The organism is Natronococcus jeotgali DSM 18795, from assembly GCF_000337695.1.
Lineage (GTDB): Archaea > Halobacteriota > Halobacteria > Halobacteriales > Natrialbaceae > Natronococcus > Natronococcus jeotgali.
Window position 1 is genome coordinate 1 of record NZ_AOIA01000111.1, and the last position, 14316, is coordinate 14316.

Annotated in this window: 8 protein-coding genes and 3 pseudogenes; 4 read left to right on the forward strand and 7 right to left on the reverse strand. The window is 54.4% G+C overall.

Translation table 11 applies throughout. From position 1 onward, the window contains the following. Both C492_RS23750 and C492_RS11030 read right to left on the reverse strand, forming a co-directional pair. Positions 1–380: pseudogene (locus C492_RS23750) on the reverse strand (hypothetical protein); the annotation flags it as partial. Between the two features lie 111 nt (positions 381–491). Beyond that, complete coding sequence (locus C492_RS11030; protein ID WP_169333453.1) at positions 492–1895, reverse strand: hypothetical protein; 1404 nt, start codon at positions 1893–1895, stop codon at positions 492–494. 781 nt (positions 1896–2676) lie between these two features. Between C492_RS11030 and C492_RS11035 the strand changes: the two genes are divergently transcribed. After that, the gene (locus tag C492_RS11035) at positions 2677–3192 is read left to right on the forward strand and encodes a helix-turn-helix domain-containing protein (RefSeq protein ID WP_008423515.1); all 516 of its coding nucleotides are present in this window, start codon (positions 2677–2679) and stop codon (positions 3190–3192) included. 49 nt (positions 3193–3241) lie between these two features. Here the strand turns inward: C492_RS11035 and C492_RS11040 are convergent, their stop codons facing one another. The 3 genes from C492_RS11040 to C492_RS11055 form a co-directional block, all read right to left on the reverse strand. Then, positions 3242–3904 carry an FxLYD domain-containing protein gene (locus C492_RS11040; RefSeq protein WP_008423516.1) on the reverse strand — a complete coding sequence of 221 codons (663 nt, stop codon included), beginning with the start codon at positions 3902–3904 and terminating at the stop codon, positions 3242–3244. 356 nt (positions 3905–4260) lie between these two features. Then, complete coding sequence (locus C492_RS11050; RefSeq protein WP_008423517.1) at positions 4261–5058, reverse strand: ATP-binding protein; 798 nt, start codon at positions 5056–5058, stop codon at positions 4261–4263. 297 nt (positions 5059–5355) lie between these two features. After that, complete coding sequence (locus tag C492_RS11055; RefSeq protein ID WP_152424896.1) at positions 5356–8565, reverse strand: helix-turn-helix domain-containing protein; 3210 nt, start codon at positions 8563–8565, stop codon at positions 5356–5358. A gap of 714 nt (positions 8566–9279) precedes the next feature. Between C492_RS11055 and C492_RS22965 the strand changes: the two genes are divergently transcribed. Beyond that, positions 9280–9582, forward strand: a complete 303-nt coding sequence (locus C492_RS22965) for an ArsR family transcriptional regulator (RefSeq protein WP_204365616.1) — start codon at positions 9280–9282, stop codon at positions 9580–9582. Between the two features lie 191 nt (positions 9583–9773). Here C492_RS22965 and C492_RS22970 read toward each other — a convergent pair whose 3' ends face one another. Together C492_RS22970 and C492_RS25925 are read right to left on the reverse strand one after the other, a co-directional pair. After that, positions 9774–10577 (reverse strand): helix-turn-helix transcriptional regulator, encoded by an 804-nt coding sequence (locus tag C492_RS22970; protein WP_239643434.1) that lies wholly within the window; start codon positions 10575–10577, stop codon positions 9774–9776. A 93-nt stretch (positions 10578–10670) separates the two neighbouring features. After that, positions 10671–10877 (reverse strand): annotated as a pseudogene (locus C492_RS25925) (winged helix-turn-helix domain-containing protein); the annotation flags it as partial. Between the two features lie 183 nt (positions 10878–11060). Here C492_RS25925 and C492_RS11065 point away from each other — a divergent pair. Together C492_RS11065 and C492_RS11070 are read left to right on the forward strand one after the other, a co-directional pair. Then, positions 11061–12410: a cytochrome P450 gene (locus tag C492_RS11065; protein ID WP_049893009.1), complete on the forward strand. Its 1350-nt coding sequence runs from the start codon at positions 11061–11063 to the stop codon at positions 12408–12410. 275 nt (positions 12411–12685) lie between these two features. Next, a pseudogene (locus C492_RS11070) lies at positions 12686–13671 on the forward strand (IS110 family transposase). The last annotated feature ends 645 nt before the right edge of the window (positions 13672–14316 follow it).

The window sequence follows — 14316 nt, forward strand, 5'->3', positions numbered from 1 at the left end:
ATCACCGCGTTCTGCCCGATCAGGCCAACGTCATGCCATCCCGTTCGACGGAACTGCTGGTTCATCTTGTATTGGCCCTCTGGCAGGACGATTAGCGTATCATCTTCCCAGGCCATCATCAGCGCGTCATCGATTGGTTCCTCGCCCGTCGGGTCTGCGTTATAGGGATCATCAGTCAGAACAACCGTTCTCGAAAAGCGATCCTCGTACGCCGTTGGATCGATACTCGTCGAGACCTGCTGGTTGATATCATCTGCGCCGGCGAGCTGTCCCGTGCCTCCAGGAGATGCATCATCGGTGAAAATGATGCAGCCGGCGAGAGAAGTGAGCGCACCTGTAGCGCCGGCTGTGAGAAGAGCTCGACGTGAGCAGTGTCTCATGATATGAATATATGTGTCTAGACCAATAGATATTTCCCAAATTCTCCGAGAGTCCGATAATCTGAATATCCATAGTGGATTCGAGGACAGCAGCAAGAGATGTAATTCCAGTTACTGGCCGTTGAGGGTTACGTTCTCGAGAGTTGGTGTATGTCCACCCATTACGGCAGTCGGTGATGAGCCACCAGGATTCCAATTCTCAGTCTGGATTGATATATCTCTGAGGGTAACTGGTGCCGACGTTCCAGAATAGAACGCATCCGCAGGCTCGAGAAGGTGGATTTGACAGTTCTCGATCGCCGATTCAGTGACACCTGAACGTGTACCGATCGCATAATTTCCGCCCGCACCACTGGCGTCATCCTCGTAAGCAATCGTCACATCACAGTCCCGAATTGCTCCCTTCCCATCATAGTGCCAAATTCCACGCTGGGCGTAGTAGATTGCGTTTGGCATTCGGTCGACAATCACTGTACACCCTTCGACTGTTGACTGTTCGTATGTGGGCGAACCATCGCTACCATCGAGTTCCGGAATCGGCTCCCACGCGTCGGTATGATTAAACCGGATGTTCGAAATTCCCGAGTTCGAGGCGACGCAGTCCTTGACTATCTGACGCCCGCCGCCCTGAACATACAGACCATTACCTGGCCACGGTCCGCAGATCATATTCTGATAGAGTGTGGTACCCGCGGCGTCGGGATGGCCCGTAATACCAGTAGTCGACCAGCTCTGTCCAAAGCCCTCATCGCTGACCGACCCATCGTAGGCCTCTGTCTCGCGCGTGTTGATCGTGTCGTGATAGTGCAACCCACCGCCGCGCATCTCGACAGAGTCGACGACAGCGAAGGCATCAGACTCGACCGTCGCGACGCGCATATTCCCGTGGGTTCCGAGCGAGTGGACACCCTGAAATGAGATATTCCGGATCTCCGCGCGGTCGCCGACCATCGCATACAGGCCTTGCATCCCGGCGTTCTCCGGTGTCCAATCAAAAATCAGTCCACCGAACACGAGATCGCCGCGGTGGGGCTCGCTCGGAGTCCCGAGTTCGAAAAGCATCGTTCCCCCCTGGAACTCGCCCTCGGTGACGTGATGACCATCGATCGCTTCCACAGTCCCGTGGCGGATGACTGCGTTCTGGCCGATCAGACCGACGTTACGCCACCCTGTCCGGCGAAAGCCCTGGTTCATCTTGTACTGACCCTCTGGAAGCACGATCAGCGTGTCGTCCTCCCAGGCCATCATCAGCGCATTGTTGATCGGCTCCTCTCCGGTAGGGTCGGCATTGTAGGGGTCATCAGTTAGGACGACCGTGTTCGAAAACTGATCCTTGTACGCTGCCGGGTCGATACTTGTCGGGACCTGCCGATCAATATCTCCCGCTGCGACGTCCGTGCTCGCCGATCCCAATGGCCTAGTGTCCCCACCGAGGACCATACAGCCCGCAAGCGACGAGAGCGCGCCCATGCCGGCGGCCGAGAGAAGAGACCGTCTCGAGAACCGTGCTACCATACACGGAATATTTACGTTCAGACCAATATTTGTTTCCCTACTTCTCGTGGTTTATACCACTATTTCTCGTAGAATATACCCCCTATTCTAGTGGTGTAAGATCCTACTTCTCGTAGTATAAGCTCTCTATTTCTCGTGGTGTATGGAGGCTGCTCTCACTTGACGGCTCGCTCGAGATTGCACCCCTCCCGACTGCCCGCTACGAGGCGTCGCGGCTACCGACTGCGCTCACGCTCCGCTTCGCTCCGCGCTCGCTCCTGTGGATAGTCCACTATGGCTACGCCAGAACTGACCCCCAGACACTAACTCGAGGACGCAGATCTCCGAGGATCGCGTGCCTACACTCAAGGTGATAGTCCACTGTTCTACCAGCCTGTTGATAATCCACGCTGCTAATNCCTCGTTCTCGAGATGGAATTCACTCTGCCATAGCTCGCTGGCTTCCCCTCTCACTGAGCTCGGTGAACTTCCCTTCTTGCTGGTCGCGCCCCACCGCTCTGTTCGCTCTCTCACCTGCTATAGTCAGGCTCCCCTTCCACTCTCTTCTCGCTTCGCTGATAGTCCACTCGAGGCTCTCGCCCGGAGCTCAATACAGTATCCTCGAGATTAGCGTTGAGGGGGTAGCCGGCCTATAGTACTGTCGGTAACTGGAGATTTTATAAAATTGTATGAAGTATTTTAACTCCNCGTTGAGGGGGTAGCCGGCCTATAGTACTGTCGGTAACTGGAGATTTTATAAAATTGTATGAAGTATTTTAACTCCCGGAATGGTAGTCGGAGTATGCGCCCAGGCCAGGATCCCAGCGAGATTGCGCAGAATCTCTCAAATAAGCCACATAGAATTCTGATCGCGATTCGTACTCGAGGCGGCGTCGTACCCAAGGCACGCATCACCGAGGACACGGGGCTCGAATCGAACCTGATCAACCACCATCTCCAGAACCTCATGGATGCCGGGTTAGTGGAACGCGTCGACGACACGTCTCCGGACGAAGTGACAAGAAAGGGGTACACCTACCAGATTACTAACAGAGGGGGAAAAGTCCTCACAGCGGCGCAAGAAGACTACAATCTAACGCCGATTGAGCAGGGCGAAGTCCGCCGGCGGTTCGACGACATCGAAGAACGAACCAGCGATATCGAGGCCCGCATCAGTGGGCTTGCGGAGGCGAACCAATCGCGCAGCGAAGAGATCGCTGAGCTCCAAGAGCGCATCGATGAACTCGAAGAGCTAACCGAGAACATGAAGCACAACCTGGAGTACATCCAAGAACAGTGGGTAGAAAAGTTCGAATGAAAGCCACGAAAAAGGCACCGTTGATTTGAGGGTATAGTGAGGGTTGTCGCTACTGCTCGCCGACCACAGCAATGTCGTGATCAGTGATCTCATCAGGCTGGCTGTGGGGCGCTATCTCGAAACGCCACGTTTCGCCGGCGCCGATCTCAGGCGTTAGATCACGGTGGCCGCCTAGCTCCTCGCCGTCTTCGCCATAGACTCTCACTTTGACTATCACTGACTCGTACGCTTCGTCACCAAGGTTCTCGACTTCTCCAGTGTAGCTGATCTGCTCGCCGCCGTGCTCGAGTTCGTCAATCCTCTCCTCGTAGTCGATGATCTGGAGCCCGCCGAACTCGAGAACGTCCTCACCGACGTTGCGTTGCTCGACGTCGTCAGGATCCAGNTAGTCGATGATCTGGAGCCCGCCGAACTCGAGAACGTCCTCACCGACGTTGCGTTGCTCGACGTCGTCAGGATCCAGCGACTCTTCGTCACCGGCACCGTCTTCGGTCTCGTCGCTTTCCTCTGTGTCGTCCCCCGAGTCGTTAGCCTCGGGGTCGGCGTTGTCGTCGCGATCGTCACCGGCAGCCTCCTCGCCGGTGTCGTCTTGCTTTTCGTCCTGGGGGTCGTCGTTGCTGTCCGGGCGCATGCCGGCGAAGTCGAGACACCCTGACAGGGGCGCGACGATCGTGCCGGCACCGAGGGCTGTGATCGCGTCCCTGCGGTACATCACAGATCTTTCGATGCGTGTTTCAGCATGAAGTTGATCGTTGCGTTCCGCGACGGCAGGCTATATTCTTCCTGGACGCGATCAACNTTCGATGCGTGTTTCAGCATGAAGTTGATCGTTGCGTTCCGCGACGGCAGGCTATATTCTTCCTGGACGCGATCAACGTCGTCGGCGAGATCGTGCGGGATTCGCTGGGTGACACGAACGCGATCATCGCCCCCCGAGTCGTCTTCTGTCTCGGGTTCGGACTCCGACTCGTTGCCACTGTCTTCGTCGGTCTGTTCGGCTTCGTCGAGAATGCTATCTCGTGGCATATTTGGAAGTAATCTGGTTCCAGAGTGACGTCAGTTCGGAGTCTATTCGCCGGCAGACTGGCCCGAGTCGGCGGGGTCAGCCTCGGGATCGGCGTACTCGATTTTGCTCGCTAGATCGGCTGTGATCTCAGCGTCACCGATCTGCGCGTACCGATAGGCGGCCAGGCCGACAAGCTCGGAGAGTGCCGCGGTCGCGACCGCCGGGACGCCGCCACTCCGCTCGTGAACCTCCTCAAGCGCGTCCTTGGTGATTGGACCGAGGTCGACGTCGTTGTACTGATCGTGCTCGCGGTCGGTGACCGTCGCGATCCGCCGGCGGACCATCTCGTCGATCCCCTCGAAGCCGAGGGGCTCAAGTTGCACGTCATATGAAACGCGGCGCTGGAACGCCCGACCGTCGCTGCCGATCTTCCCGATGGCCTCCCACTGCGAGGTCATGCCGGTCATGAGGATACGAGTGTTCGGCAAGTCGTTCAGGTACTGCACCGTGTGTAGCGTGTCCTTCGAGTTCAAGCCAAACTCGTCGACGCCAATCAGCCCCGGCCGGTCGACGTCCTTGAGCTCACGACGGATTTTCACCTCGGTCAGCTTCGTCGACGATGACTTCCCGACGCCGATCTCGTCAGCGATGATCGCTGCGAGTTCGTAACTCGAGACGTTGTGCTCGCCGATCCCAACCGGCTGGTAGTCATCGCTGTATGACTCGAGCAACATGTTCAACAACGTCGTCTTGCCGACGCCCGAGTACCGCGAGTGGACCAGCACCGGGCCGGTATAGTCCTGGATGTGGCTCGCGATGTCCGCAATCGTTCCCTCCGATGGGAGCACGTACTCGTCCATCGTCGCTCGGTGCGAGAACGGGTTGTCTTCCCAGCCGGCGGCGTCAAGATAGTCGTTACGCTCCGATTCAGTCGCTTCCGCTATCTGCTGAATGCGGTTTCGTGCCATGGATTCAGTCAGAGAGTATCTCCCTGTATCCAGACAGTCACCGTAAGACATCAAAAAGGTACCGGACTAGCATTAATCAGACGTCACTATGACGTCAGTCAGGCATGAGAATGATGGTATACTGGTTGACGATGTCACATTGGAAGTTCTCGAATATCTCAATATAAAGACAGTTTATTAAGGATTATGTCAGTTTGACACAGGAGCGACATCGTAAAGACGTATGTTTGACGCCAAGTGCTGCTGCTTAATCTTAGGTCCCATCAGCACCGTCTGTTCAGCTGGTCGGGCTCGCTCGGAATTTGCGAGACGGCGAGCGAGTTCAGCCCACGGTGCGTATTCAGCATGCTCGAGCAGCTCCCACGGGTTCGGTGGCTCATCGGTCCAAAAGAGGAGTCCACCAACTGGATCTTCAGGATCACCGTAACGATCTGGTGGAAGTGTCTTAACGAGCAGACTATCAATCGCCCCGCTAAACGTATCACCGAGCGTCGATGGCCACATTTCGTTCTGGCGACCAGCACTGGTCGCAAACGATAGTGCAAGTCGATAGCCGTCCTCGTTGGTGACCAAGAGCCCGAGCGCCTCGAGCTTTTCGCGGTAATTGTAGATCGTCTTTTCCGTAACGTCAGCCCGTGCTGCGAGCTCAGTCTTTGAAAGCGGTTCGTCCGCAACGAGCAACGCCGCCACAATTTTACCCGCCGAGTTCGTCCGACGCTCGTTACCGATTGTTGGGAGCAGCGCTGTTACGTCTAGCTCGGAAAGCGCCATCCGGAGTTCGTCAGCACGAACCTCTCTGGATTCATCCTCGCTCGAGAGATGTCGATGAAGGACACTGGCAGCCGCGTGTGGCGTCGCGACGAGCGCGTGGACCATCGAGACGGCTTCGGTAGTCGTTCGAATTCGCTTCCGCGAAAGGACACGTTGAATGGCATCACGGTACATCGAGCGGCCAGCAGTCCGGATCGAGACGTCGACGCCGAATTCTGGTGCGTCCTTGTGGACGTCTCGCGGTGACTCAAGGCAGTCTCGCAGCGAGTCTTCGATTCGGTGGACATCGGGGCCACGGAGGATGAACGAGCCGATAAGCGATCCTGTCGGTTCGGCCGCGTCGACCTGGGCTGTGAACGAGGTTCGTCGCTTGTCATTGCGATCTTCGAACAGTTGGCGGTAACACGCATAGTGAGAATTGTACGTTGACTGGATAGCCACCGCGTAGCCGATCGACTTTGAGAGTTCGGCGAGTTTGTCCTGTGAGAGTCCCAACGGGATACGAATCTCACGATGGACGTCAATTTCGAACAGGTCCAGCAAGTGTGTGATTGTGCCCCAGAGACCCTGTGCTGAGCGCACGATCTCACCACAGAAGTTTGAGCGATCCGTCGAGAGGTTGCCGTGTTTGAGTTTCGTTGTCATCTCTGAGAGGTCGTTCCCCCACTCAACTAGCGTGTCACGGAACTGTTGGCCATTTTCGAGTGCCTGGTCGGACGCCCCGCCAATACAGCGGGCGTTGCGGACGATCGCCGGCGGATCCTCGATGGACTCGAGACGATCTGCGGGGAGGACTCGATCTACAAACTCTGGGCTCGCTAACGCCAGTGCAGTACTCACCGTCAGCGGCATCGGTCCGGTCGCCTTTACGGCCACCACAGCCTCTTCCCGCTTTTCGTCGTAACTCACATACCGTGTTCGGTCCGCATGGTCGTCTATTCCGCCGCGGACCAGGGTTACCCCTCCTTCCTGTCCACAGGCAGCAGCCGCCGCATGTTCGGCCGGTCCCATGTAGCGAGTGCGGTAGGGGCGGGTGCTGCTGGTGCTGTCATCGCCGTCCAATTCCTCCCCACCCACTCTTGTCTGCGTGGGTACACGGCCCTGTTGTTGTTGTTTACCGCCGCGACTAACGAAGTCAGAGATCCGGCGCTGGCTTGCGGTTTTGTCTTCGAACAACTCAAGAGCTCGCCGACCAGACGGCAGCAGTTCGACCTTCCGGTCTGTTCGTGGACCGAAGCGCTCGATGAAATCGGCGTCATGATAGTCGCCGACGAGTTGCCGAACGCGTGAGTCGTTATCACCAGGATATAGCGCATATAGCTCGCTATACGTGAGAATACCGCTCGGGTCGCGGTCCAATTCGCGCAGCATAGTGACCGCAAATTCGCCTTGCTCGAGGTTGTTGGCCAGATGCTGTTGTCGCTCGTTAAATTGCTCCGTATTACGATGATGATTGCACCATTCACTAACGCCAGGGAGGTTCGCTCGATGGCTGTTCGCGAGCTTTGCGAGCGTCACAGTCGATCCGACAAGCCGGACGTCACAGCTGTCGGCCAGCACTGCAAGCAAATCACAGACGTCGATCCGAAGGTCACGACGGACATCGTCGACGAATGACTCACGCACGACAACGCTGATCGTTGGGTCGCGCTCGAGGCCGTCGAACAGACTTGCGGCAGCGAGCAGATCTTCGGTGCTCGCGAGCGGTTGGTTTGGTAGCGAGGCGAGTAAGTCGTCGACAAGCTGGCGGGCATTGGCCGATCCGTCGATCGTCACTGACTCTCCTGCGTACCCACGTGCGACGTTGACGATATGTGACCGAATCCAGAACGGAACGCCATAGTCTTCGAGCACATCGTAGCACTCGAGCGTATCGAGTTCACCAAACAGATCGGTAATCGACTTGGCAAGTGCACTTCGGAGGTCGTTGCTTTCGAACAGCGCCGCCCACAGATCTGTACTGGTTGTCTCGCCGAGCTCGACAACTGCTGCAGCTGCTGCCGGTTGCTGATCGGTCAGTGTCAGGCTTCCGCGGGACAGCTCTTCGCGATCAGCACGGGCTGCCCACTGCTCGAGTTCGTCCTGGATCTCATCCTCGAAAGGTCCTACACCAGATTCATCGGAAGCGAGTTCGTCCCCAAAGGCATCCTCGTAGAGGCCGCTGTATTCTTCGGCCCATTCTTCGAATTTCCGGCGATCGGACTTGATCTTGGACTCAACAAGGGTTTCGAATCGACTGGAACCGATCGGTTTGAGGTCCATTTTGTCTGCGTCGAGGGTAAATCGCTCAACGCGCTGCTCGACTTCCTCAAGCTGCGTATCGTAGGGTCCGACATCAGTCAGCAGTCTGTTGTAGACGTCTTGCTCGTCAGCACGGTTGGCGAGGTAGCGTGAACGGAGCTCTGCAGCACCTGCTCTTGATTCGTGGCTGTCGATTACTTTTGGCGTTGAGTGCGATTGTCCGCAATGGGGGCAGTCAAGCGTATCTTGGGACTTTCGAGCATGCTGCTCGATGAGCCAGGGCGTCTTGCATTGCTTACACAGGACAATTTCGATTTGTTGCCCGTTGCAATTGCGCTGCTCACTCTGCGACCGTCGAGACTTACCTCTGTTTAGGCTGTGTGGCATTCATGCGCCCGAATTGAGCGCTGGCGATCGGCAATCGCCGTGCCTGCAATCAACAGTTCCTCTATCGACGATTGCTGGCCAAAGCCAGGGCTACGCGGTGGGAAAACTATTTGATCACAGGCCAAGAAGGGAGTACCAAGCCAGTTCCTCAAGGGGACGTGGCTGTCCCCATTCTGGTCGGTGTCGGGGAAGTGTGATTCCCCGTCCCTCTCGGCAACTTTGTTCTCTAGTCCATACCAACGACTGACAGACGCAATCGGTATAAAATAACCGGCGGCCGTGTGATTATCAGACGGTTTAGTGGATGTGACTGGCTCGCGCTGAGCTGTGCTGCTTTGTCGCTCGCTCTGCCGCAGCAAGCAAGATTTACAAACTCTCGGTGAGTAGCTAGTTCTACTCTGGCGTACGCACATGCACATCCTTTGGCGCCAGAGCTGTCCGGTGCGTGATGCGAATGTGGGTTCCAATCACGTGTTCGCAAGCGCACCGACACTCAATGACCAAGAGCCCCAGCGTTCAGCTGAGAACTTCGTTATCTACCGACTGGTAGGAGGTCACGAGGTTCATCTCTGGCTTAACTACCCCTTTGTCACCGGTGGTAATAAATATTTGCACATCGTGATGGTTCCATATGTCCATAGTGATGTGTCTCAAGGCGCATTCCAGTGCGGTTAAACCACTATATGCCAATGTACAGGCTCAATGTCACCTCCAATGGTACCGTGGATGACGAAGGCTGATCACTATATCCTCGAGTTGCTCGATCGCGTCGGATTCGCGTTGCCGCCGAAAGCGATCGGTCTGGGACTTCGTGAGGAGTACGGGGATGCTGCCCCTACCTGGGGACATGTTGCTCGTCGATTGCGAGAAGATCTGTCGGAGCACGGCCTCGTAGAGCAGCCGTATGAAGATGAGGTCCGAGGCTACTATGCGATCAGCGAATTGGGAAAACGGTATCTTCACGATCCACACGCCGAACCGGAGGAATTCGTAGCTAACGTTGATAACGAGAAGTGAAACCACTCCTCGATCAATCTGCTCTTGGATCCCCTCATTCGTGTGGTTTCCCACGAGTTCTCACTGGTCAGTAAATCTCAGTGGGGGCTAATATTTTCACTGGGGTTAACACCGTCAAAGTGTGTGACGACTATAACTTGGTTCTTATTTATACGACCTATGCGATGTTATCTCAGGAAATACAATGGTTCCTATATACTGTTTGAGCTCTGAATTGTAGGTGGGTGTGCTTGGACACGGTAGGATTCGTACAAGCTGATCGCCCATTCTACAAGTTTGTCGTTTGAACTAATTATCATTGCTATGTGTTTCCCGTCCCCAAATTCGTTATAACCTGCAACAGCGACCTTCCGATCATCGTAGATCCCAATGCCGAGCGTATGTTCATAGTCGAGAACAAAAGGCTGGTAGTTGCTATATGCTGATTCGTCCACTACAAAGTGTGTATATGGGTTTTTCGTAGTATTGGCGTAGGTCTGCAAGTCGAGGATCGCTTCACTTTCAACACCAAGCTCAAGTAACCCACGATAGCCGTGAAACAGCATTGGATTATAAATAGAGCACACAACTCGAAAGCGGCTTATGCTGCGGTCAAAGAGCTTGATCGCTGTCCAAAGTGCCGATGAAGGCCGGGTGGGTTTCGAAACTACCAGCTCAGCGTCAGCCAGCTCTTGAACTGGAAAGGTTGCATCTTCCGGTGAGAGGCGTTGTACCCATGGTGCTTTCTCAATGAGCTGCTTGATGGACGTTTCCGCATCAGAATAACGTTCCAGTATACGGGTACCAGCCGACGTAATCTGTTGGTATCCTCCATTATCTTGTGTCCAACCATACTCCTCGAAGGTGCTGAGAATGCGCCTAACTGTGGGCCGTGAGGGAGAACTGCTGATTGCCGTTTGTAGCTCACTTTTTCGAAGAGATTGCTTCTCGAGCTCTCTTAGGATATTGAGGGGATATTCCGAACGTGTTAGAAACGACATTTGCTCGATTGACATTGAGCGAAGACACTGTTCGATCACATCTAACAATAAGTAGCCACCAGCAGTCAGTTCGATTTCCGTATCTTGTCTCCTAGTAAACCCTCGATCACGGAGCACCGCTAGGTGAGTGGAGGCTGCCTGTCGAGTGATGCCAGCATGTTGAGATATCTCAGACTGTGATGCTGGATTTGACAAACTTTTTAAAGAACGTAACACTTCGAGGCGTTTTGAGTCGACTGTCTCATTTATTACGCTCCGTAGAACGAGCTCTTCACCGCTAAGAGGATTTCTAGCTGTAGGTATATTCATAGCCATACTTTTTGGTCTCTCTTTCTCTATCTCTTGAAGATTGCCTAACTGCTTCTAGTTAGAGCTAGCGTTCAATTTTGCTGGATTTCCTCTACTCGAGAGATATATAACACTATTAACAATACCGGTAGTTGATCACTGATTTGCGGGTACAGTGGATTTATTTGTGATCTAGATTGATGTATTCTCATGGACAAAGCTCGGCTTCCTCCTGCACCCTCTGGGCATCCAGTGATCGGACACACATTCGATTTCGCCCAGAGCCCGTTTAATTTCGTTGACCGTGCAACGGACGAATGTGGTGATATTTATCGAATGGAACTTCCAAGCGTAGAGGTCTACGTTTTAGCCCACCCCGAATTTTTCGAACAAGCATTGGTGACTGATATCGACGCCTTCGGGAAGACTGATGACTTTCAGCGGGTGTTTGGGAACGGAATGCTATCGACAGAGGGGGAGCAATGGACCCGCCAACGAGGTATCCTCCAACCGTTGTTTCACCGGGATCGAATCGGTGGGTACGGCGAGTATATGGTCGATGCTACGCAGCGCCGACTTGGAACGTGGGTGTCGGATGAAATTCGAGACATAGAATCGGAGATGCAGGATCTCACCTTGGAAATTTTCTTTGCGACACTCTTCGGTCACGAATTGCAACCGGGAGAAGGTGACGACCTTCGTGAAGCATCTGCTGGACTCAACAAGTGGTTTGAACCGACGTCTTGGCTCCTGCCGAATTGGATACCAACGCCAGCACGGCGGCAGTTTGACAACTCGGCAAAGCGTCTTCGAACGGAAGTTCGGCGACTGCTTGCAGAGTACGATGAGGGATCAGACAGTGAGGGTTCACAGACGACTGCCTTCCAGCATGAGACCCTCCTATCGAAGCTTCATGAAGCACTCGAAGCAAGTGGTCAAGATCATCTCAGCCTGGAGGAGGTTGAAGATCAGATGCTCACGATGATTTTCGCTGGCTACGAGACTACTGCCGCGGCGCTTGGATTCGCTTGGTACTCGCTAGCCTTGAATCCCGATGTCCGACAGGCGTTCCACGATGAACTCGATACTGTTCTAGATGGGAGACCACCGACACAGGCAGATGTCGCAGACCTTGATCTCACAAACCGAATCGTTACTGAGACACTCCGGCTGTACCCACCCATTCATACGATTCCACGGCAGACGACACAAAACGTGGACGTTGGTGAGTATCAAATCCCTGCCAACGAGGAAGTCCACCTGTCTACTATCTCGGTGCATCGTGATGAGCGATTTTATGATGATCCCCTCGAGTTTAGACCCGACCGATGGGCTGGAAACCTCGAAGAGGAGCTTCCGGACCATGCGTTCATTCCATTTGGTGGTGGCCGCCGGACTTGTGTTGGTCGGGAGTTTGCTCGGCTCGAGGCGACACTAGTGCTGGCAACGATTGGTCAGCACTGGACTCTCGACTGGGCTGGTGACGATACAATTACGATCGAGCCGGAGATCACTACAAAGACAAAGAACGGTCTGCCGATGCGGGTTCAGCAGCGATAGAGAACAGTAGATAGTAATACGGTTTCTTTATTCAGTATAGACCGTGAATCTGAACTGGTCGATTCGTTACGTAGATATGGCTCTGACTTTATGAGAATCCTGTTTAAGCCCCAAGTCGGTGAACGAATGCGCTGGGGTTGAAGGAGACCGTCTTTCAACATGTGTCCAAGAACACGAGGCTCTGACTGGTCCCTTGCAAGAATCCGAAGGATTGGGCAAACAGCCCGTATAGGTGTCTATTCGGATCGTTCACCCGACCCCGGAGACATCAAACCATGTACATTGGAATGGATACGCATGACCGCTACTCACAGGTAGCGGTCATGCGACAGGACGGCAGTCTTGTCGATGAATACCGCCTTTCCCATGGCACCGAGCGCGTCGAACTCGAAGAGTTCGCGCGCGAGTATGCCGGATCAGCGGTTGCCATTGAAGCAACCGGGCACTACCGCCCGATTTATGAAACGCTCGACGAGCACATGGACGTTACGCTCGTCAACCCGAGCAAGACGCGCGTAATTGCCGACGCGAAGGTCAAAACTGACCGCGTTGACGCGAAGATGCTCGCTCATCTTCTGCGTGCGAATCTTGTCGCTGAAAGCTACGTTCCGCCCAAGGACGTGCGCGAACGACGTGATCTCGTTCGCGCACGCAAGGCACTTGTCGAAGACCGAACTCGGGAGAAAAACCGTGTCCGAGCAGTTCTCAAGCGTACCGGTAACCAATACAGCCGCGAACTGTTCGGCCCGACCGGGCGTGAGTTCCTCGCGGAACTCACGCTCTCAGAGGTCGATCGAGCGGTTCTTGAGGCACATCTCGCGGTGATTGATACGCTACACGAACAGATTACGAAACTCGACAAGCGTATCGAAGACACCGCCGCTGCGCGTCACGACGCGCAGCTGCTCATGACCATCCCAGGTGTAAGTTATTTCACGTCGCTGCTGATCACGTCTGAACTTGGCGAGATCAACCGGTTTAGCAGCGCAAAGAAGGTTATTAGCTACGCTGGGCTTGATCCATCCATTCGGCAATCTGGCGACAAAGAAGTTCGTGGTGGAATCTCGAAAGAGGGCTCAGCGCCGTTGCGCTGGGCCCTCGTTCAGTGTGCCAACGTGGCTGTACGGTTCGACGACTACCTAGGACAGTTCTANAGCGGAAGAATCACAATATCGCAATCGTTGCAACAGCTCGGAAAATGCTCGTTGCAATGTTTCACATGCTCAGCCGTGAGGAAGTCTACGATCCACCAACAGCATAGTCGCTGAGTGGCACCATCGCGGTGCCACTCAGCAGGGCATTCGCCCACTGTTAGCAACTGCTACCGCTTTCAAGATAACCTCCGCCTGAGGGCTGTTTCCACTCAATTGTAGCGACGTCGTGCGGTTCTACGTCACCAACACGTGCCGGCCACTATCGACGACGAAACAGCTATTAGACGATCCGTGGTTTGGTCAGTCGCAGGATTCTCATAGGTGTTGAAATGCTATTACTTAGACATATTCTGAACAAAACCGCTGGTCAATGAGGGATACTTATTGACCTGATGACCAATTTTCTGTTAAAAAGAGGTAGGTCTCACCGAATAGAATGAGTGCAAGAATCCCAACGGGGACGGCCCATATACCACCAATGTTCAATATTTCCAGTAGAACTCCGACAGCTATACCAGCGATCAAGAACAGGATACGCGAACCGAGTGACTCGCGTTTGGAGGATTGCTCAGGCATTATCTATAGCACGTTGTTGGGGAGTTTAAAAGCTATATCCCATTGAATTCTTGGCACTAACTATCGCGCTACTTCCTTTCTTGAATCAGAGCCTGTCATAGAAAGCGTCACGTACGAAGCAGCAGAGTGCGGAAAGTGTGTCCAGCACAACCGCAACCCTGCAAGATGTGGATTCG